Here is a 22,155-nt window from a genome sequence, read left to right as displayed (position 1 = left end):
AAGCGCTTTCATAAACCGGTTTAGCTTTATTATAAAACAAATGAAAGCGGTTTACAATACTTCTTCGTAAAATTCCCTTGATTTTCGTCCCCTCGCCGGAAAACATACAGGCTTGTATTACCGATCTATTATTCCATTTGACGAAAGCAATACTTCTCGGAGCGTCCTGTCTGACGACATTGAATGGACTGAGCGAACCTTCTCTGTTGTCAAACTGATCACAGAACTTACCGCGTTGATCAAGCTTTATGGACGTAAAGCCGTCGATCCCTGGGCTTTGATGCAATTGGCGATCGACGGCAACGTTTGTCTCTTCGGCGAAAAGCCGGGTTGACTCCTTCACCTTTTCAATCCTCTCGACCGGCAGTCCAGTCAGTTCGCGGATCGTGTCGACGTCATATCCTTTAGCGAGCATGCGCTTCACCACCTCAAGCTTCCCTCCTCGATCCCTTGTTGGCGCCCCTGTTTGATTCCTTGTTTGACCTCTTGTTCGCTTCTCCGCTGTTCGTACGAAGTGATGAGCTCCGTGACTTGCTTCGCCTCCTCCGTCTCCATTTGACTCACCTCGTTTCGCAGTTTCGCTTCCTCTTCTTCAGACAGCCGCAAATACGTTTCAAAAAAGCCGAACAACAACCGCTGTTTCGCCTCATCGAGCTCAAGACGGACGAGCAGGCGCAAAAACTCTTTTTTCACTTCGACCTTCTCTTCTTCATTATACCCCATTTTGCTTACCAACGCGGTGGCGACGGGGTTGTCATGGCTGATGTACGCGCGCCACGGCAGTTTGCATAGCTCCACCGTCAAATAACGAAAATCGAGAACGGTCAAGAACGGAAACTGGATGCGCCACGAAGAAGGTTCATTGCGGGATTCGTCATAGCTGAAGATGGCAATTGGAACAATGCGGCGCGGCATTTTCACGGAAAGCAAAAAAAGTAACGTTATGGCCCTTTAGATAGCAGCAGTCTTCCTCCCATACCGCCGCCACACGAAACTTACGAAAACAACAGTCGCGCGGCATATACGACGCCCGTTACTGTGATGGCACTAAGCATCGTGGATAACAGCACTGCCTGGGCAGCGTAGTCGGGATGACAATCGTATTCAAGCGCGTACAAAGCGGTGTTGCGCGAACAAGGGTAGGAGCTGGCGATGAGCAGCGCTTGGGCCGTCACCCCGTCAAGCCCTAACAGAAAGATGAATGCCGCAGCCAATAGCGGCGAAACAAGCAGGCGGCCCAACACGCTCACATACAATAGCGGCGGCAAAGCGGTAAAACGGGCATAAGCGATTTGCGCCCCTAATGTAAAGAGGGCGATGGCTAAAAACGCGTCAGCGGTGCGTTGAAGCGGCGTCCATACAAATGAGGGAATCGGGACATGCGGCCAACGGCAAACAACGCCTAGCCATAACGCATGAAGAACCGGGTTTTTCCATAGTTCGGCGATCCACTTTCCTTGTTTCCTGTTTCCCGAAACAAACTGATAAACGCCATATGTATTCGTGAGAAAGTTTTGAAATATCGTTACGACAATTTGAATGGCCGCCCCAAGCGGCTGCTGGTGAAACACCAATTGGCTCACTGGAATGCCAAAGTTGCCTGAGTTGTTAAGCACAATCGTATTTTGAAACACCGCCGCCATGCTTCGGTCAAGTTTGAACCATTTTGCCATCATCATGCTCAACACGATCAATCCGCTGCTTTGCAAAAAAAGAAAGCCGAATACGGACACCAACACTTTCCCGTTCAATTCGCTGTCATACACGTTAATGAACGCAACGGCGGGCAACAGCACATACATATTCAGCTTGGACAAGGTATTCATGTCAAAATGAAACAGACGGTGCAATAGCGCTCCCGCCCCGACCATAAGCAGCATCGGAACCATCACTTGAAGCAAAATGCCACTAAAAACGGCCAACGCTCTTCCCCCGCTTTCTTTATCCATGATGAAGGCCGCTTTACTTCTTGCTCAACCTCTCTTTTTATAAATCCGTTCCGGGCGGCCGACTGATCCGTAAACAATATCGGCCAATACTTGCCCTGTGGAGACAAGGTACTCTAAATACCGGCGGGCCGTTGTTCGGCTCGTGCCGATTTGCCGTCCCACTTCTTCCGCCGTCACACCATCTTGACACTGTTTCACAACCATAAGCACTTTTTCAAGGGTTAGCGGTTGGATGCCTTTCGGAAGCATCGGTTGGTCCCTAACTGAGGCTTCTCGCCCGATCAGTTTGTCGACATCCTCTTGATCGATCCACTCTTTTTCTTTCATCCACTGCTGCATTTTACCGTGATACTCTTTATACCGATTTAATGTTTCCACAAAACGGTCAAACATCATCGGTTTGATAATATAGTCAAACACCCCGCCGTGCAGCGCCTGTTTCAACGCGTCAATTTCGCGCGCTGCTGTGATCATAATGATGTCGATATTGGAAAAACGTTCACGCACCCACTTTAAAAAAGAGAGGCCGTTCATGTCCGGAAAATAGACATCAAGCAACAGAACGTCCGGCCGTAGCACCTCGGTCAGCTCCTTCGCTTCTTCAGCGTTTGTGGCGATGCCGACCACTTCATACCCTTCTACTTTTTCCACAAAACGCCGATTAATCTCGGCAATGCGGCGGTCGTCTTCAATAATCAGCACACGAATCACCGACATCTCTTCCCCCCTCTCAATGATGGCCAGCCTGAGCCAGCCGCTTCGGGATAATGACGGTAAACACCGTTCCCGCTCCTTGCTTCGACTCGCATGTGATTTGCCCGCCAAGCATCGCCAGTGCTTTACTGACGAGATCCAGCCCATATCCTCGACGGCCATTGGCTTTTGTCGAAACCCCTCGTTCATATATTCGTTCCGCCAAAGCCGGATCAATGCCGGGACCGTTATCTTCCACTTCAATAATCAAATCGTCGCCCAAGTCCGTCAAAAAAATGGTCACTCGCTTCTCTTCTTTCCCGTTATGGAGAGCCGCCTCCATGGCATTATCCAACAAGTTGCCGATAATCGTCACCAAATGGTCGCGGTCGATCGCAGGTGGCACATCGCGGAAACTGCTTTCCCGATCAATCGTAAACGTAATTTTTAGCTCGTTGGCGCGATTGAACTTGCCGATCAACAGCCCGCCAATGATCGGATCCGGAATTTCCTTCATGATAAACCGGACAATGTTTTGTTGCAAGTCGGTTTCTTTTGTAATCAATTCAAGCGCTTCCTCATATGATTCCAGTTGAATCAGGCCGGAGATCAAATACAGCTTATTGGAAAATTCGTGCGTTTGCGCCCGTAAGGCATCCGCATAGCTTCGCAGCTGAGACAGCTCTTTCGTTAGGCGGTACAGCTCCGATTTGTTGCGAAACGTCGACACCGCTCCAATCACGCGGCCCGTTTTATCTTTTATCGGAATGCGATTCGCAATGACCGTTTCTTCACCTAACACCATTTCATCGTCAAATTCCGCCTGCCCCGTCCGAATGACTTCAGGCAACCTCGAGTGGGGAATAAGCTGTAAGATAGGCATTCCCAATACACCGCGTTCGTTCTCATACCCAAGCAACTTCAACGCGGTTCGATTGACCATTGTAATCGTTCCCTCTTGATTGATGGCAACGATTCCTTCACGAATCGCTTCTAAAATCGCCTGTTTTTCTTGATACAACAAGCCGATTTCTTCCGGTTCAAGACCGTGAATCGATTTTTTCACTGCCTTGGCAATCGCCACTGCGCCCGCCGCCCCGAGCAAAAGGGCAAGAACGGAGAAGAGAAAGATCTTCACGCTATATGACCACACCGTGCGCTGAATATCCTCCAGCAAAAAACCAACTGAAACAATGCCAATCACATGTCCGTTTTCATCAAAAATCGGCGCCTTTCCGCGGATGGCCGGACCGAGCGAACCGACCGCCTCGGAAATAATGGCCTTGCCTTTGAGCACTTCTCCGTTGTCGCCCCCCACCATCGGTTTGCCGATCCGATCCGGCAGCGGATGGGCGTAGCGAATGCCTTGACGGTTGCCGATCACTACATATTCCGCCCCCGTCTTTTGGCGGATGTGCTCAGCAAACGGCTGCAGCCGCGCCGATGGATTCGGATCGTGAAACGCCTCACGCACAAGCGGAGTGGAGGCAACGGTTTCCGCCACATTTAGCGCCCGCATGCCGATTTGTTGTTTGAGCGTCGCCGCAAACATATGTTGAAACAGAAACGTTAAAACCACAATCACAAGCAGCAACAATGAACAAATGATGACCATTAACCGTGTCTGAAGCTTCATCGCTTTTGCCCCTCAAACGGAAATAAAGAAAGACAATCCCCCCATTAGGCGGAACGTCTTTCTTCTATTATTACATATCTTCACTGACAATGACCGTTTTTCCTCTTAACTTCATGACAAACGGCACAGCAATCCATAAAAAGGCGATCACCAACAAAACGAGCGAAATCGGCTTTTCAACGAAAACGAGATAATCGCCATTCGATGCCGTCAAGGCCCGACGCATATTGTTTTCAATCATCGGTCCGAGAACAAGCCCTAGCACAAGCGGTGCCAATGGATAGTCGTGCTCCGCAAGCCAGTAGCCAAGCAGGCCAAACGCCAGCAGCAGGAACACATCAAACGTCGTCACTTGCACCGCATACACGCCAAAGACGGAAATGGCAATAATAAGCGGCAATAAATATTTCGTCGGAGTCTGGATAATTTTCGCGAACACTTTGACGAGCGGCATGTTGAGAATGAGCAACATGACGTTGCCGATAAACATGCTGGCGATCAATCCCCAAGCGACAGCCGGATGCTCATCGAACAACAACGGACCCGGTTGGACGTTGTACATAATGAGTGCACCCATCAAAATGGCTGTCGTTCCCGATCCCGGAATACCCAGCGTTAAAAGCGGGATCATCGCTCCCCCAGAAGCGCCGTTGTTCGCCGACTCCGGCGCCGCGACGCCGGCGATCGTCCCTTGGCCAAACTTTTCTGGATGTTTGCTGATTTTCTTTTCAAGAATATACGAGAAAAAGGAAGCGAGTGTCGCTCCAGCTCCCGGCAGCACGCCGATGAAAAACCCAAGCAGCGACCCGCGGGCGATCGGCCCCGCACTTTCTTTCAAGTCCGATTTGGTCGGCAAGATGCGCCCGATTTTGGCGATGTCCCCGTCGTTCGTCTCATGATGGAGAATGGACTTGAATACCTCTCCTAACGCAAATAGCCCGACCGCTACGGTTAAAAACTCGAGACCTCCATATAAATAGGAAATGTCGTACGTAAAGCGAGCCACGCCGGAAACATTGTCGAGCCCAATCGTGGAAAGCAACAAACCGAACACCGTCATGATCCATGCTTTCGTCATCGATTTGCCGGCCAGTCCGCTCACCGCCGCCAACCCGAGCAGCATGAGCGAAAAATATTCGGCCGGGCCGAACTTCAGCGCCACATTCGACAATGGTTGGGCCAATAAGACGAGGCCGATTAGCGAAACGATTCCGGCGACAAAGGAACCGATCGCCGCAATCGCAAGCGCCGCCCCCGCCCTTCCTTGCCGGGCCATTTGATAGCCGTCCAGCGTTGTGACAACCGATGACGATTCCCCAGGCGTATTTAACAAAATGGAAGTGGTCGAACCGCCATACATCGCCCCGTAATACACGCCGGCCAGCAAGATGATCGAACTGGCGGCCGCCTGCTCGGGACTCAAGCCCGATGTCATCGACGCCGTCACCGGAATGAGCAGCGCCACCCCGCTCATCGGGCCAATCCCAGGAAGCACACCGACCGCTGTGCCGATCAGCACCCCAATAAACGCAAACAGCAAGTTATGCGGCTGCAGCGCCGTCTGAAATCCGTCAAGCAAAAACGATAGTGTACTCATGATGCCCCTCCTTTCATTGGAACCAAATCGGCCAGCTTGGCAGCGTTCCTTGCAACAGTTTCACATAGAGGCCGTAGACGCCGAGCGAAAAGCCGGCGGCAATGGCGATCGACTTCCATAGCGCCCCCTTTTCCATCGTTTGAAAGCCGATAACAAGAAACAGAAACGTCGTGATTACATACCCAACCGTTTCAAGCAACGCCGCATAGAAAACAGCAGCAATGAAAATGATGAGAAACTTTTTGTACTGCCGTGGCGGCTTCTCTCCCACTGAATCCTTATAATCCTTATAGCCTCTCGTTTCAAACAACAGCTTGATGCTTAATAATGCCAGAACAAGTCCAAGCAAAAACGGAAATACGTTCGGTCCTACCGCACTGCCGTAGGCGCTTTTCGATAGGCGCAAGCTTTCCGCCATAAACAAGGAACCAACCGCCAAGAATGCCACCGCCGCGATCCGATCAGCCGTTTTGTTCATGGCTCTTCCTCCTGTTCTTTACAAAAAAGGGGAAGAATGTTCTTCCCTCTTGCTTCATTTATGCATGCCAAGCGACTTCAGAAGGTCGCCGATTTGCTGCTCCTGCTCCTGCAAAAATTTCGTAAACTCAGCCGAATTGCGGTATTCCGCCGCCCAGCCTTGTTTTTGCAGTTCTTCTTTCCACTTCTCGTGCTCAGACAACTTTTTCAATGTTTCTTCCCAAAACGCCTTTGCCTCTCGGGACATTTGCTTCGGCCCAAAAACTCCGCGCCAAATTGTAAATTCCGCATCAATGCCAAGCTCTTTCATTGTTGGTACGTCCTTCAGCACACCGCCAAGGCGCTCCGGAGCCGAAACCGCCAACACCCGCACTTTGCCGGCTTTGAGATATTCGCCAACAGAAGAGGCATCCGTCGCAATGACATCGGCGTTGCCGCCAAGCAACGCAGCCATCGCCTCACCACCACCATCGTACGAAACATATTTGATCGATTTCGGATCAATGCCAGCTTTATAGATTGGCAGAATGGCGACTAAATGATCCATCGAGCCCGGCGCTGATCCTCCAGCCACAGTGACCGATTTCGGATCTTGCTTAATCGCGTCAAGCAATTGGGTTAATGTTTGAAACTTTGAATCGGCCTTGACAACAATGGCACCGAAGTCTTTCGTCAACTGAGCGAGCGGCGTTGTGTCTTTGTAGCCAAACGGGCTGTTCCCTTCTTTTTTCAAGTTATTAATAATAATCGGCGGAGAGTTGACAAATAGTTTGTAATCGTTTTTCACATCTTGGGTGGCGTATTCGGCCATAAAGACCGCCCCGCCGCCGCCCGGTTTGTTTTCAACCGTCATGGTTTGTTTGACAAGCCCCGTCTCATCGAGCACTTTCGTAATCGCGCGGGCCGTTAAATCCCAACCACCGCCCGCCCCGGACGGAGCGACAATAGTGATCGGCTTCGTCGGATAGTCTGAGGTCGATGAGCCAGCGTTCGAACCGGATGATTTCGATCCTGCCGATTCATTGCCCCCACAGGCCGCCAAAGCCACTGTCATCATCCCAGCGGCAAGCAACCCCCACCATCTTTTTTTCTTCATTCTCCCTTGCCCCCTTATTTTTTGATAACGTTTTCATTCATAACGTTACCACGCCGCCAGATCGGCGTGAAGTTTTTGAAAATAAAATGAATTTTGTGCATTTTGTTCACAAGATTGCCCCACTGTAAGCATCCTTCACCCAACTTCATTTCTTTCATCGTGGGGGGGACAATGGCTTCCATCTTTCAAAATAAAAAAGAAGACCGCCATATAGACGGCCTTCTCTTGTTCAGCTCTCATAGGTACGATAAAAACTGCAGTTCACAAATATGCAGCAACAAATTGACAACGTTGTTTCAATCCCTCATAGGTACGATAAAAACGCCAAAAATGTTCGGGATTTGGTCTCATCGATGCTGTTTCAATCGCTCATAGGTACGATAAAAACTCACGAGCGGGAAGGCGGATTCGGGAGCACCGGAAGGGTTTCAATCCCTCATAGGTACGATAAAAACCCGAATTACATCAATAGCTTTATATTCATTTGCTCGATGTTTCAATCCCTCATAGGTACGATAAAAACATAGTCCGCGCCTCGACGACCATCGTCGGGGACGTCAGGTTTCAATCCCTCATAGGTACGATAAAAACTCCATCTGTCCTCCGTACTGTCTACCTCTGCCTACAGTTTCAATCCCTCATAGGTACGATAAAAACCTCGCCAAACGATAGCTTTATTTCCTTCCCGCTCAAGTTTCAATCCCTCATAGGTACGATAAAAACTAAAAATTAGCTCCCCTTCTGTCTGTTCATCGATATCGAGTTTCAATCCCTCATAGGTACGATAAAAACCTAAGACGAGGAATGGGGGGGATTTCTCCTCGATTTATTTGTTTCAATCCCTCATAGGTACGATAAAAACATGTAATACAAGTAAGTAGTAGGTTTACGTAAAAAGGTTTCAATCCCTCATAGGTACGATAAAAACAATGTTTGCCTCTTTCCCATCCACTTCTTCCGCGTTTGGTTTCAATCCCTCATAGGTACGATAAAAACCATAAACAGTAGAATCCGGCGCTGTTTGTACTCCAGTTTCAATCCCTCATAGGTACGATAAAAACACAAAAAGCGCCTATAAGCGCCGCGCGTAAACGTTCAGTTTCAATCCCTCATAGGTACGATAAAAACGCTCCAGCCGCTCGGCATCGACTTCAAAATATTTGGTTTCAATCCCTCATAGGTACGATAAAAACAACAATCGTCTCACTTCGTCTGTGTCTCCAACCGCAGTTTCAATCCCTCATAGGTACGATAAAAACGCCGGAAAAGAGCGCTATGCGATGGGATTCTTTGATTGTTTCAATCCCTCATAGGTACGATAAAAACCCCAAACAAAGCCCGTGAAATCAGGTGTTTCCGTTGGCAGCTGCTTTCAGAATAGCATGTTTCAAAAATTGTGTCAATTTCTTTTTCCTTCGATAGCTGGAAGGTGGGGGCGCTTTCAACGGTTGTCGTCGACCCCCGGGGGTTTTTGCACGATTGGAGGTCGACGACAGAATATAAGAGATCTCCAAGTTTAACGCGAATCCATTTGTTTCATTTGAGCATATTCTTTCCCCACCGCCACGACGAGCGGATGGTCATGCTCCAGTCCCGCGTATTGCCGAAGCGCGCCTTCGATCCCGTGTTGTTCAATCGTTTGCTGGAGAGCAGCAGCTTCGGCATCGCTAGCCTCATCAAACCGCAAGAGCGCGGCGATGCCTTTGACAAGTCCGGACGGGACGCTGTCGAATAAAGTGTAATATTGCACAGCCGGAGCGATGAGTCGGTCGTTCGGCCCGAGCTTGCGGATCGGTGAACGGGCGACGCGGACGATATCATCGGAAAGGGACGGGTTGGTGAAACGCTCGATCGTCGTTTCGATATAGGAACGGTGCTCTTCTTCATGCCAATCGTGCTTTTTCACTAAGACGGCGCCTGACTCGCGAAGCGCCTGCTCGACACTCGTCCGGATGTCGCTGTCTTTCATGGCTTCCTGAACCGTTTGGTATTGTTTTTGATAGCCTAAATAGGCAGCCAATGCATGGCCGGTATTGACCGTAAACAATTTGCGCTCGATATACGGCCCTAAGTCAGCGACAAAATGAGCCCCTTGAATCGGCGGAACGGCGCCGATAACATTTCGCGTTTCAATCGCCCATTCAAAAAACGGCTCGACCGTCACCGCGAGCGGATCATCGCTCGTTTGGTTTGGAACGATGCGGTCGACGGCGCAATTGAGAAAACCAACGTTTTCATCTGCCAGCTGTTGCCCAGCCGCGGAAAGATGGGCAAAGACGTGCGTTTTCAGCGCTTCCGTGCCGCCGATCATGTTTTCACAGGCAATGACGTGAAGCGGCTGCTGATGAACCGTGAAGCGCCGCTCGAGCCCAGCGGCGATGACTGGCGCAATGGCCGGCAAAATGTGCGGGCCGACCGCCGTTGTCACGAGATCGGCGGCCGCGATCGCCTCCATGACATGTTCCCGTTCCGTTTGGCTGTTGAGAGCGGAAACGCCGCGCACCCACTGTTCTTCCCTCCGCTCGCCGGCAACGATGACGCGATACGCTCCCCGCTCCTTCAACAAACGGACGATTTGTTCGTTGACATCGACAAACACGACCTCATATCCCGACGCCGCCAGCAGACTGCCGATAAAGCCGCGGCCGATGTTGCCGGCACCGAAGTGGACGGCCCGCATTAGCCGTTCACCTCATGAAGAAGCTCGAGAATTTCCTCAGCCGTTTTGGCGTTCGCCATCGCTTCGACATGGTCCGCTTCCGCGCAGACAAGCGCGAGTTTCGAAAGAATATCTAAATGTTCCCCGTCTTTGCCGGCAATGCCGATGACGATCATTGCCTGATTGCCGCCGCCAAAATCAACGCCGCCCGGAACTTGCACGATCGAAATGCCAGAATGCTTGATGAGCGATTTCGCTGCTTCCGTTCCGTGCGGGATGGCGACGCTGTTGCCGATATAGGTGGAGGTCAGTTCCTCCCGCTCCAGCATCGCGTCCACATAGGCTGGATCAACATACCCCTGCTTGACGAGCACGTCGCCGGCCAGGCGAATCGCTTCTTCTTTCGTTTTTGGTTGTGCATTTAGCACAATGTTTTCTTTGTTTAAAATTGAATGGGTCAACATCTTGTTCACTCCTTCGCCGATGTCCAATAATGATCAAAAAATTGTTCTAAGTGGGTGCTGATAAGCGAATACACTTGTTCCTCATCGCCGTGCGCCAAGACGGCGATGCTTTGCTCATCTTTGACTAACAGCGCGCTGATATGGCTTAAAACAGCAAGCGTCTCCTCGTCCGCATCCGCAGGGCCAAGAAGCAGCACAACGGTGTTGATTTCCATCGGGTTCCCGTCCATGCCCGCCACCGTCTGCGGCTCATCAAGCCGATACATCGTCAGCGAAGAGCGAAGGACCGCGAAGCTGCGGGCGTGATAAAGCGCGAGCGACGTGCCAGGGACGCCGAGCCCGCCCAGCGACTCCCGCCGCCGCAGCTCCCCGATGACGGCTTCGGCATCGACGATGACGCCGCTTTGTTCAAGCCGGCGGCAAGCGTCGGACAAGAGCCCGTGAACGGTGCGGTGCTTGACAACCTGCAGCGAAAATCCTTCTAAAATGCCGACGATCGTCTCACTGATGCGCCCGATGGCTTTCATCGTTTTCAGCGTCAGCCGGTTAGGCTGCGGATCTTGCTCGTGTGCTACTGGTTTTGCCACAGCCGCCGATTTTCGCTCTAAAAACGCGCGGATCGCCCGCGCTTCTTCCTCCCGCAACATCGGGCTGACGATGAAATACGGGCCGCGTTCCTCCGCAAGCGGCACGGTGGAAATGACGAGGTCGTACGCGCTTACGTCTTTCGTTTTCCATTCAAACACGGACGCTTGTTCGATGACAGCGATGTCTGGAATCTCTTTCTTCAGCCTTGTCGCCAAAATTTTTGCCGTCCCGAGCCCGCTTGAACAAATGACGAGCGCCCGCCAGCCTTTTTTCTCCCGCATGAGTGCAGCCGCAAAATGAAGCACTAAATAGCCGATCTCCTCCTCCGGCACTGAAACATCGCCAAACAGCTGCTTCGTTCCGTCGGCGACAATGGCAAACAGTTCCGCGTAGTCTTGCTTAATTGGATCAAGCAGCGGGTTGGCGACCCCCATCCCGTGCTCTAAACGGTACAAAGCCGGTTTCAAGTGAACGACGAGATCTTCGTATAGCGTCCGGTCGGCGGACAAATCGACACCGAGCTCGCGGCTGACGAAACGGATGAGCTGCTGCGCTTTCATGCCGACGGCCAAACTCGGCTCCTCCGCCAAAATTCCTTGGCGGCTGCGCCATTTCGCTCCCATTAAGTGCATCGTCATATAGCCGATCTCTTCTTTGGGGATGTCAATGCCAAACGCTCTTTCTAACGATTCGGCCAGCATCTCCGCGATTTCATGCTCCCTCGTCGCCTGAAGCGCCTGCAAATCACGCGGGTCGAAATGAATCGCTTCCCCCCGTCTGATGCGCTCGATGGCGAGCGCCAAATGGACGACGAAGGCGATGTACGAACTGTCGGCCATCGTAAACGGGAACGTTTCTTTCACCTGCGCGATTTGTTGTTCAATGACGGCCAACTTTTTCCGGTCGACCAGCCCGAGCAGTTTTTCCGCCACTGTATCGAGTGGGTCGTCCGGCCGTCTCTGGATCGTCTCTTTCATCAGCGCCAAAAATTCGTGTTCATCGACATGGCGAAATAGCAGTTCGCCAATGAGACGCCGTTTCGCCGATTCAGAACCGGTAAGCTCGACGCCGTACCCGCGCTTGCGAATGAGCGAAAGCCCGTACGCTTCAACCGTTTTCTCCAGTTTATCCAAATCCAAGCTGACCGTAGCGACCGTAACGTTTAGGTCATTCGCCAATGAGACGAGTTTCACCGGCTCGTCTGCTTCCAACAAGGCGATTAAAATCATCAGCTGCCGCTCTTCCGGCGTATATTCACGGTGAGAAAGATGAAGCAGCTCCACAGCCAGCGCCTGCTTCTGTTTCTTTTCCCCCGCGAGACGAATGCCGACCCCCGCTTTTTTCACCAACTCGAGCCCGTAGCGCCGCAAAACGGACTCAAGGCCTTGCAAATCACGGTGGATCGTGCGGGCGCTGACATTCAGCTCCTCAGCCAGTTCGCCGACCGTCATTTCCCGTTCATCAGCCAACAAACGCTCAAGCAGCTTTCGCTCCCGGGCCGATACGTACATCGCCGTTCACCTCCAATCCTGAGGCCATACTGTTGACACGTTTAAAATATTTGAGCGTCTTCTCATTTCTTATTGTAAGGGCTTTTTTCTTGATGTGACAATGAATAGATGTTTCGTTTTCGTCGTTGTTATTGTTGACATTTTTTAATTGTCCATACGATCTCAGCGGCTTCCGTTGTTCCAGCCGCATGACCGCCTACGACAAAGATAGGGGCAGATCCACGTCCGAGCTCATCAGCACGGCCAAAGACAAATCCGGGCGGGAGCCTTCACCAATGATATCCTCCCACCGCCTGCGCCAACGCGGAGACGTAGAGAACTTCTTCTGTTTCGGATGATAAAAACGCAGGGGACCATGACTCCCCTGCGTTCTTTTCAAGATCTACGTATTCTTTTTCAATTGCTCGATCAACTCATCGTATTTCGGGCTGTTGAGGAAGTTTTCCACCGACACATGATACGCGTTCGGCAGTTTCGCTTTCGCCCGGTCGGTTAAATTTTGGTGGGTGACGACAATATCGGCGTCGGCCGGCAGCTGATTGATCGCCGTGTTCGTGACTTCAATATCAAGGCCGGCTTTTTGTACTTTATTGCGCAAAATCGACGCCCCCATCGCACTCGACCCCATTCCGGCGTCACAGGCAAACACAATTTTTTTCACCCGGCTAGGAGCGGATTGAGCCACAGCTGGCGAAGCCGCTTCATTTTGTTGCAGCGCGGCAGCGACTTGGCTCTTTTTCCCTTTCAGCTGCTCCATTTTCTCCGCCGCTTTCGCCAAATCTTCTTCCTCTTCGTTTTGCTTCGCCGCTTTTAAGAAAACCGAAGCGACAAGGAACGACACCGCTGCGGCGACGAACACACCAGCGAGCACGCCGAGGTAATTTCCTTTTGGCGTCATCGCCAACAGGGCAAAAATGCTTCCTGGCGACGGCACAGCCACCAGCCCAGCATGGAATACCGTAAACGTGAACACTCCGCTCACTCCACCGGCCATCGCCGCCAAAATCAAGATCGGACGCATGAGAATGTACGGGAAGTAAATTTCATGAATCCCGCCTAAGAAATGAATAATCACTGCCCCTGGCGCCGACTGTTTCGCCATCCCTTTGCCAAACAGCCAGTACGCCAGCAAAATGCCAAGTCCTGGCCCAGGGTTCGTTTCCAACAGGAACAAAATCGATTTCCCGGTTTGCGCTGCCTGTTCGACGCCGAGCGGGCTTAAAATCCCATGGTTGATCGCGTTGTTCAAGAACAGCACTTTCCCCGGCTCGATGAAAATGTTCGCCAGCGGCAACAAGTGCCAAGCGATAATTTTTTCGACCCCTGCCGCTAATGTTTGGCTAATCAAAGAAATGATCGGGCCCACCCCTTTAAAGGCGAGCAACGTCAACACGCCGCCGACAATCCCGGCCGAGAAGTTGTTGACAAGCATCTCGAACCCTTGTTTCACTTTTCCTTGCAAGAGGCCGTCCACTTTTTTGATCACATAGCCGCCGAGCGGCCCCATGATCATCGCGCCTAAAAACATCGGGATTTCCGAACCGACGATGACCCCCATCGTCGCCGTCGCCCCGACGACACCGCCGCGGACGTCGTACACCATTTTGCCGCCCGTATACCCGATCAACAGCGGCAGCAAATACGTAATCATCGGCCCGACAAGCTTGGCAAACGTCTCATTCGGCCACCAGCCGGTCGGGATAAATAACGCCGTGATCAACCCCCAGGCGATAAACGCTCCGATGTTTGGCATAATCATGCCGCTCAAATAACCACCAAACCGTTGAACCTTCACACGGAAGCTTGTTTCGTTTCCGGTTGTATGCGTCATGAAGCTGTTCCGTTACAGAAAACTTATAAGGCTTTATAAGATAGTTAAAAATCTTACAAAGACCTATGCTTCTTTCCTTGTTCATCGCACCCGATTTCGCCAAAGCTACTCTCGTTGGATGTGGTGCTCCGAAGGCTTCAATTCCCCACTAACGAATGGGTACATATCAATAGCCGCTTTACGTGCTAGGCTATTGATTTTCCATAATTTTTTAAGTTTCTACTTGCGTTTACATCCCTGTCTATTTTATTTCCACATTCATCGCATACAAACGTTCTTTCTGACAAAGAAAGTTTCTCTTTTACAGCCCCACAATGGCTACAAGTTTTAGACGAAGGGAAGAATCGATCGGTAAGTATAAACTTGATCCCATTCCAGGCACACTTATATTCCATTTGCCTTTTAAACTCGTGGAATGTTTGTTCTTGGACGGCTTTCGATAGCTTTCTGTTCTTTAGCATTCCATGAGTATTTAAGCTCTCCATGACTACATACTCTGGCTTGGTTTTCACCAAAGATGCAGTGATTTGATGAATATAATTGTGCCTGATGTGTTTCAGCCTTCGATACGTTTTTAGAACAAGGAATTCCAACTTCTTTATATTCTTTGTTTTTCTGTAACGGTATTCACCTCCTTCTGTTTTTATTTTATTTTTCTCATATTTCCTTGATAGCTTACGTTGTAACCTTTTCAGCCTTTTCTCCAACTTCTTCACTTTGTTTGATTTGTTTATATTGCAAAACCTCTGCCCGTTGCTAACGACAGCTAAATCTTTCACCCCTAAATCGATGCCTATGCCGTCAGTATAATTTTGGTTTTTGTTTTCAACTTCTTCAACTCCAATAGTAAGCCACCAATTTATTCCGTCAAACGTGATTCTTGGGTTGAGATATTTTATATTACTCCCTGTTGGGATTCTGCCTTTTTCAGCTAACTTAACATCATTCAATTTTTGCTTGTTCTTTTTCTTCGATGTGGTTAACTTTTCCAATTTTACATGCGTTTTTGTGATTTTTATTTTTGCCGTATCTTGATAAAAACTTGGTTTGCTTCTCTTTTTTGACTTAAATTTTGGAAACTTTGTCCTGCCTTCAAAGAAGTTTTTGTACGCTTGACAGGCATCTTTAATTGCTTGTTTTGTTATATTATTTGAGTAATGGTTAAGCCAAGCATATTCTTTTTGCTTTTTTAATTGTGTCAGCATTTTCCTTAACTCATTATCGTTTAAAAACGTTCCGCCATTTTTGTAGTTTTCTTGTTGTGTAGCCAATGCCCAATTGTATGCCCATCGGGATGCACCTGCACACTCAAATAACTTTGTTCTTTGCTTATTGTTTGGCAAAAGCATAACTTTATAAGTCTTGATCATCTTTTACCAACTCCTGAATCATTTTCTTGGCTTTACCTATGTCAGTTATAATTTCAAACCGATAACCTCTTGCGATCATGTATTGCTTGACGCATTGAATTTGTCTTTCCAAATCATCTTTTTGTTTGTTACTCGATACTGTGCAATAGCCTACAATTTTTCTTTCTCGTTCAATGTTTTTTATACCAAGAAAATGATTAGGTTGCTCTTGTGAATAATACCTGAACCCCGATAGAGAAACATGTGCAGGTTTTCATACACCAGATTTATCCCAATTTCTTAACGTTTGTTCCGTTTTCCCTATCAGTTTGGCAAATTGTCCTATACTGTAATATTTCATAATCATCACCTCTATACACAATTTGTATAATAGTTTTTGCAAATTGTATATAGATTTTTACGAAATTTTATAAATTTATTTCAACTGTGTGTCACCTCCTTTTTGTTTGACTGTACCTTTATCTTAAAACGCTTACAACCGGCCTTCAATGAGAAGTAAACGCGACTTTGGCAAGGGGGTTGTTGACAAGGGTTAAAAAGAAAAAAGCCCAGTGTGGCGGGCAGGGCTACAGCGTTTCTTCCGCTAGTGATAAAGCCTCTTGATAAAGACGTCGGGAAAGATAAAATCCATTTTCAAGAAATAGTTCAGACAAAAGAGTCAATTGCCCAACGATCGACAGACCTATAATCGGTGTAGAATTGACCGTGACTCTATTCATTGTGATCCCTATTTTCATTGCTCAATTTTTGCACCGTGTCCCAATCATCTTTGATGTGTTCCTCCGTATATTCCATCCAAGGAATCGCCTTCGAACGCAATACATCGATAAATTCTCCTAAGGATTTTCCGGCCAACTCAGCCGCTTTTGCCAGCGTCACCTGTTTTCCAACAAACAAACCAATCGCCAATGAAAGTTTTATTTTTGCCTCAACTGTGTTGCCTTCCAATTCATTAATGGCGGGCAAAAACTCTTTCGGCAAGTTCACCTGAAAATAGTCCATGGCCATTGAACTCACACCCTTTTTTATTTTATTCTATCACACTCTGCTCCTTTTGGATGTGGTCACGGAACGAATAGCATTCCCTAAATTTTTACTACACGCTCAACACGCCGGAAAATAAAAACAACCCAATTGAACACTCCTCACCCGCGCTCGCGTAGAGAATTTGGGGATTCTTGACAACAGCCTAACCTACGGTAAGCTGTCAGCTAAGCCGTCCCTGTGCATCCCACCGTTGAACTTCCTCAAAACGATCGCAATCGAAACGCTTCTTTTGTTCTTTTGGCGCAAGAGGAAGATGTTAGTGACAGACGCCGGTTCATCCCTACTTACGCTCCTACTTGGAAGTGAAGGACTTCTCGGTTCGAGGTGATAAAAAAGCAGCCCTTGTCTAAACGGGCTGCTTTTCAGTCCATTTTACTGATATCTCGCCGTCACCATTTTCTTTCTCGTGTAAAACTCGACGCCGTCGCGGCCGTTGGCATGAAGGTCGCCATAGAACGAGTTTTTGTAGCCCGAGAACGGGAAAAAGGCCATCGGCGCGGGGACGGCGACGTTGACGCCAAGCATGCCGGCGTCGATTTCTTCGCGGAACTGGCGGATCGCTTTGGCGCTGTCGGTGTAAATGCAGGCGCCGTTGGCGAACTCCGACCGGTTGGCGATCTCAATCGCTTCGTCCAAATCGCGGGCCCGGACGACCGAGAGAACCGGAGCGAAAATTTCATCCGTCCAGATCGTCATGCCCGGCTTGACATGGTCAAAAATCGTCGGGCCGATAAAGTATCCTTTGCCGCTTGTCGCCGAGTCGCGGCGGCCGTCGCGGACAAGGAGCGCACCTTCTTTTTCGCCGATTTCAATGTATTTGATCGTCCGCTCTTTATGCGCCTCGCGAATGACCGGTCCTAAAAAGACGCCTTGGTCAAGCCCGTTGCCGATTTGGATGCGGTCAGCAGCCTGTTTGAGCCGCTCCACCAACTCATCAGCGATATCACCGACAGCGACAACGACCGAGCACGCCATGCACCGCTCACCCGCCGAACCAAAGGCGGCGTTGATGATGTTCGTCACCGCCAGATCAAGATCGGCGTCCGGCATAACGATCGAATGGTTTTTCGCACCGGCAAGCGCCTGCACCCGCTTGCCGTGAGCGGCGGCCGTTTTGTACACGTACTCCGCAACCGGCTGCGAGCCGACGAACGAGACGGCTTTAATGTCTTTATGTTCTAAAATACCGTTCACGACCTCGTGCGCTCCGTGGACAATATTGAGCACTCCCGGCGGCAGGCCGGCTTCGGTGAACAGCTCCGCCAGACGATTGGCCAACATAGGAGTCCGCTCGGACGGCTTCAATACAAACGTATTGCCGCAAGCGATGGCGAGCGGGAACATCCAGCACGGCACCATCATTGGGAAATTAAACGGCGTAATCCCAGCGACGACGCCGAGCGGATAGCGATACATGCCCGATTCGATGCCGGTTGCGATATCCGGCAGCTGCTGCCCCATCATGAGCGTCGGAATCCCCGCCGCAAACTCGACGCATTCAATGCCGCGCTGCACTTCGCCGTACGCGTCCTCGTATACTTTGCCGTTTTCTAGCGTCACCATTCTAGCCAACTCTTCCCAATGCTCGACAAGCAGCTGCTGGTAGCGGAACAAAATGCGGGCGCGGCGCGGAACCGGCACTTTCCGCCATTCGCGGAACGCTTCCTTCGCGGCCGCCACCGCCGCATCCAGCTCCTCGCGCGAAGAGAGGGGCACTTTGGCCAGCACTTCTCCCGTCGCCGGGTTCGGCACGATTTCTTCTTTTCCGGATGTCGAAGCGACCCATTGGCCGCCAATGAAGTTTTTCAATGTTTTTGTTTCGGTTACAGAACTCATGAATGAAACCACCTTTCTCATCGGTTTTTCAACAGATTGGCTCATGAACGCGCACAAGCGTGATCGATTCAGCGGCGAATGCTGCCTTGTGCGGGAACAGTTGGCAAGCTGAACGCTTCCAAAAAGCGGCGTCCTTTGCCGTCTGTTTGCGGCTGGCCGCTGCCATGCATTCTGCAATCGCCATCCCCGTCGTCTGATTCACGAACTGACGGTTTTGGTGTTGTACTGATAGTCGTAACAATAATGGTACAATGTCACAATTTCCTCATGCGTCGGCACCCTTGGGTTATTCGCTGGACTGCCGCTTGCCAGCGCATCAGCCGCCATTTTATCAACCGCTTTGTCGAATGCCGCTTTGTCAATGCCCCATGTTTTCATATTCGGGATGTGCAAATCACGGCAAAGCTGTTTCACTTCTTCAACAAGCGCATCGGCCGCTTCGGCATCAGAAACGTCCTTCAGCTGCGGGTTGATGAGCCGGGCAATCACTGCCAATCGTTCTGTGGCGCTGTCTTTTGTAAATTCAAGCACCCCTGGCAGCAGCATCGCATTGGACACGCCGTGCGGCACGTGGAAAAGCGCGCCGATCGGCCGCGACATGCCGTGCACAAGCGTCACCGAGGCGTTCGAGAACGCCATGCCAGCCTTCATCGCCGCGATCGCCATTTTCTCCCGCGCTTCGATGTCTTGACCGTTTTCGTACGCCCGGCGCAAATGGCCGATGATCGCCTCAATGGCGGATAGCGCCAACACATCGGTCACCGGATGGGCTCGTCGGGAAATATACGCCTCGATCGCGTGGCAAAGCGCATCGACACCGGTCGCCGCGGTGACGGATGGCGGGCATGAGACAGTAAGAAGCGGGTCAACGATCGCCACGGCCGGAAGGAGCGCCGGCTGGGAAATCATCATTTTGACGTCTGTCTTCGTATCAATAATGACCGTCACTTTCGTCACTTCCGAACCGGTGCCGGCCGTCGTCGGAATGGCGATGAGCGGCACTGGTTTTTTCGTGAACATCCTAGCGTTGCCAACATAGTCGCTGATCGTTCCCTCATTCGTCATCATCACTGCCACCGCCTTCGCGGCATCGATGCTGCTGCCGCCGCCAAGAGCGATGATGACGTCACATCGTTCGCTCCGGCAGACGTCAAGCGCCTCATTTACATGGACATCCGTCGGTTCTTTGTCGACCCGTGTATACTTGGCAAATGGCACCCCCGCTTCCTGCAAATATTGTTCACAGCGGGCGACCAGACCGATGTTCTCCATCACCGGATCGCTGACAATGAACGCTTTCGACCCGAGCGCTTTCGCTTGCCGGCCGACTTCATGAAACGTTTCGCACCCATAAATAACCCGGTTCGGCACCAACAGCTCGTACATTGTTCCGCCTCCCTCTTCCTTTGATATCGTTTTCAATATCTTCTATATGCAAACTTTATGCCAAACTAGAAACGTGTTATGATTAGGAATTTTCCATCTCCTTAACGGAATCCCCCCCACACTTTACCTACACATCCCCTACATTATCCGACATTCTCCCAACACCCTTTTCCCCTCAACAAAAAAACAACGGCCCGTCTGCCGTTGTTGATCATCATGGACCGAGAACCCCCCTTCTCAGCGGAGAACGCTCAAAATCCATACTTTTTTAATTTCTCATATAATGTAGATCGGTGAATGCCGAGTCTCCTCGCTGCTTCCGCCTTATTGCCGTTCGCCGCGACAAGGGCGGCAGCGATGCGTTCGCGTTCGGATTGGTAGACCATTTCTTTCCACCGGTCGGCGATGTTCACACCGCCATATTGCATAGATGCCGCCATCGGCTGAATGGCGGACAAATAGGCAGGCAAATGTTCGCGCTCAATCTTCTCCCCTTCCACCATACTAATGAGCCACTCGATGACATTGACCAGCTCGCGAATGTTGCCTGGCCATGAATAGCTGACCAACACCTCCATCGCCTCTTTTGAAAAAGATTTCCCCCGAACCCCATACTGCTGGCAAAGCCGTTCCATATGATGCGCGATGAGGGCGGGGATATCCGACTTCCGCTCACGCAACGGCGGGAGGTGGATGCGGATAATGTTCAGGCGGTAAAACAAATCTTCCCGGAACGTTCCGCCCCGCACCATCTCCTCGAGCGGCTTGTTCGTCGCGGCAATGATGCGCACGTCCACCTCTGTCCCCGATATCCCGCCCACTTTTTCCACTTTCTTTTCCTCAAGCACGCGCAACATCTTCGCCTGCATCGCAAGCGGCATATCACCGATTTCATCTAAAAACAGCGTCCCCCCATGGGCAAGCTGAAACTTGCCCGGTTTCCCCCCTTTTCTCGCACCGGTGAACGCTCCGTCCTCATAGCCAAACAGTTCTGCTTCCAAAAGCGCTTCCGGGATGGCGGCGCAGTTGATACTGACAAACGGCCCGTCCGCACGCGGACCCCCCTCATGGATCGCTCGCGCCGCAACCTCTTTCCCCGTTCCGCTTTCGCCGGTAATGAGCACGGTCGACGGCACACGCGCCGCCCGCTGAATCATTTGTTTCACCGCAACGATCGTCGGATGGCGGCCGATGATGCGCTCCACCCCTACGGCGGCGGAGGTGGCCGCCTCTTGTTTTGGCGCTGCCGCCCCGTTTTTCTCCTTCCGGCTTGCCTCGCGCGACAGCTCTTGCAGGCGCCGAAAAATTTCATATACTTCCGACACCCCTTGGAAAATGAGCATGCCGATCGCCCCGATGACTTTGCCGTCACGCCAAATCGGAATGCGATGCACGACCATCGGCTGGCCGTAAATTTTTTGAATATATCCGCGCTCTGGAATGCCGGATTGCACACAAATATGCAAACGGGTATTTTCGATCACTTCTGTCACATGCTTGCCGATCGCGTCTTCTCGGCGGATGCCGAGGAACTGGCAGTACGCCCGGTTGATTTCCCGAACAACGCCATCTCCATCAACGACGACGACCCCTTCATACGCCGCATCCAGCACCGTTTTCATCGTTTCCGCCAAGCGGTGTGTTTCTTCCAACTCACGCCGCAGTCGTTCAAGCTCGGCCGTTGCCCTTGAATCCTCTTTGGCGTCGGGTGCTTCCGTGCCGTCCTCTTTCGGCTCCGTCCCGCCCTCGATCGAAAATGCCGCCAATACATCTTCCACTGTCATCATGCGATCCATTCCATGCGCCACCGCCCATAGCAGCATCCGCCACGTGCATCGGCCGACCGAGCCCCCGCATTCATCGACGACATCAACGGCGTCCATCCCGTGCGCCGCCAGCAACTGAGCCGCCTGCTGCAATGTTTGATGGCGGCCAAGGGTCACTGATGCGCCATGACCCACCGTCATCGTGATCCCCCTTCCCTGTTCCCTTTTCACGTACCGTTCGCTACTGAC

General features: G+C 51.0%; 15 protein-coding genes, 2 pseudogenes and 1 CRISPR repeat array. All 17 genes and pseudogenes read right to left on the bottom strand.

Annotation, left to right across the window (positions count from 1 at the left end; translation table 11 throughout):
- Positions 1-337 precede the first annotated feature (337 nt).
- A pseudogene (locus tag N685_RS20085) lies at positions 338-918 on the bottom strand (DUF4351 domain-containing protein); the annotation flags it as partial.
- Positions 919-995: 77 nt separating this feature from the next.
- A complete protein-coding gene (locus N685_RS0113290; protein WP_031409099.1) occupies positions 996-1,922 on the bottom strand; it encodes an AEC family transporter in 927 nt (308 codons plus the stop codon).
- 51 nt (positions 1,923-1,973) lie between these two features.
- Entirely contained in the window at positions 1,974-2,666 is a 693-nt protein-coding gene (locus N685_RS0113285) for a response regulator (RefSeq protein WP_031409097.1), read from the bottom strand.
- Positions 2,667-2,679: 13 nt separating this feature from the next.
- A complete protein-coding gene (locus N685_RS0113280) occupies positions 2,680-4,278 on the bottom strand; it encodes an ATP-binding protein (RefSeq protein WP_031409095.1) in 1,599 nt (532 codons plus the stop codon).
- 70 nt (positions 4,279-4,348) lie between these two features.
- Entirely contained in the window at positions 4,349-5,875 is a 1,527-nt protein-coding gene (locus N685_RS0113275) for a tripartite tricarboxylate transporter permease (protein ID WP_031409093.1), read from the bottom strand.
- A gap of 13 nt (positions 5,876-5,888) precedes the next feature.
- Positions 5,889-6,353, bottom strand: a complete 465-nt coding sequence (locus tag N685_RS0113270; protein WP_031409091.1) for a tripartite tricarboxylate transporter TctB family protein — start codon at positions 6,351-6,353, stop codon at positions 5,889-5,891.
- A gap of 54 nt (positions 6,354-6,407) precedes the next feature.
- Entirely contained in the window at positions 6,408-7,448 is a 1,041-nt protein-coding gene (locus tag N685_RS0113265) for a Bug family tripartite tricarboxylate transporter substrate binding protein (protein WP_031409089.1), read from the bottom strand.
- Positions 7,449-7,673: 225 nt separating this feature from the next.
- A CRISPR array of direct repeats spans positions 7,674-8,774; the repeat unit is 30 nt; unit sequence GTTTCAATCCCTCATAGGTACGATAAAAAC.
- A 190-nt stretch (positions 8,775-8,964) separates the two neighbouring features.
- Complete coding sequence (locus N685_RS0113255; RefSeq protein ID WP_031409087.1) at positions 8,965-10,128, bottom strand: mannitol-1-phosphate 5-dehydrogenase; 1,164 nt, start codon at positions 10,126-10,128, stop codon at positions 8,965-8,967.
- Complete coding sequence (locus N685_RS0113250) at positions 10,128-10,571, bottom strand: PTS sugar transporter subunit IIA (protein ID WP_031409085.1); 444 nt, start codon at positions 10,569-10,571, stop codon at positions 10,128-10,130. Before N685_RS0113250 ends, N685_RS0113255 begins: the two co-directional genes overlap by 1 nt.
- 5 nt (positions 10,572-10,576) lie before the next feature.
- The gene (locus N685_RS0113245; RefSeq protein ID WP_031409083.1) at positions 10,577-12,670 is read right to left on the bottom strand and encodes a BglG family transcription antiterminator; all 2,094 of its coding nucleotides are present in this window, start codon (positions 12,668-12,670) and stop codon (positions 10,577-10,579) included.
- 382 nt (positions 12,671-13,052) lie between these two features.
- Positions 13,053-14,501: a PTS mannitol transporter subunit IICB gene (locus N685_RS0113240; RefSeq protein WP_031409081.1), complete on the bottom strand. Its 1,449-nt coding sequence runs from the start codon at positions 14,499-14,501 to the stop codon at positions 13,053-13,055.
- Between the two features lie 185 nt (positions 14,502-14,686).
- A complete protein-coding gene (locus tag N685_RS0113235; RefSeq protein ID WP_031409079.1) occupies positions 14,687-15,871 on the bottom strand; it encodes an RNA-guided endonuclease InsQ/TnpB family protein in 1,185 nt (394 codons plus the stop codon).
- Positions 15,872-15,875: 4 nt separating this feature from the next.
- Positions 15,876-16,211, bottom strand: a pseudogene (locus N685_RS19615) (MerR family transcriptional regulator); the annotation flags it as partial.
- 371 nt (positions 16,212-16,582) lie between these two features.
- Complete coding sequence (locus tag N685_RS0113230) at positions 16,583-16,879, bottom strand: UPF0175 family protein (RefSeq protein WP_237746902.1); 297 nt, start codon at positions 16,877-16,879, stop codon at positions 16,583-16,585.
- Between the two features lie 411 nt (positions 16,880-17,290).
- The gene (locus tag N685_RS0113225; RefSeq protein ID WP_031409075.1) at positions 17,291-18,754 is read right to left on the bottom strand and encodes a CoA-acylating methylmalonate-semialdehyde dehydrogenase; all 1,464 of its coding nucleotides are present in this window, start codon (positions 18,752-18,754) and stop codon (positions 17,291-17,293) included.
- Between the two features lie 198 nt (positions 18,755-18,952).
- Positions 18,953-20,140 carry an iron-containing alcohol dehydrogenase gene (locus N685_RS0113215; RefSeq protein WP_031409073.1) on the bottom strand — a complete coding sequence of 396 codons (1,188 nt, stop codon included), beginning with the start codon at positions 20,138-20,140 and terminating at the stop codon, positions 18,953-18,955.
- Between the two features lie 251 nt (positions 20,141-20,391).
- Positions 20,392-22,107 carry a sigma-54 interaction domain-containing protein gene (locus tag N685_RS0113210; RefSeq protein ID WP_031409071.1) on the bottom strand — a complete coding sequence of 572 codons (1,716 nt, stop codon included), beginning with the start codon at positions 22,105-22,107 and terminating at the stop codon, positions 20,392-20,394.
- Between the last annotated feature and the right edge of the window lie 48 nt (positions 22,108-22,155).

Source organism: Geobacillus vulcani PSS1, from assembly GCF_000733845.1.
Taxonomy (GTDB): domain Bacteria; phylum Bacillota; class Bacilli; order Bacillales; family Anoxybacillaceae; genus Geobacillus; species Geobacillus vulcani.
The sequence above is the reverse complement of the archived record's forward strand: the minus strand, read 5'-3'. Positions and strand labels throughout refer to the sequence as shown.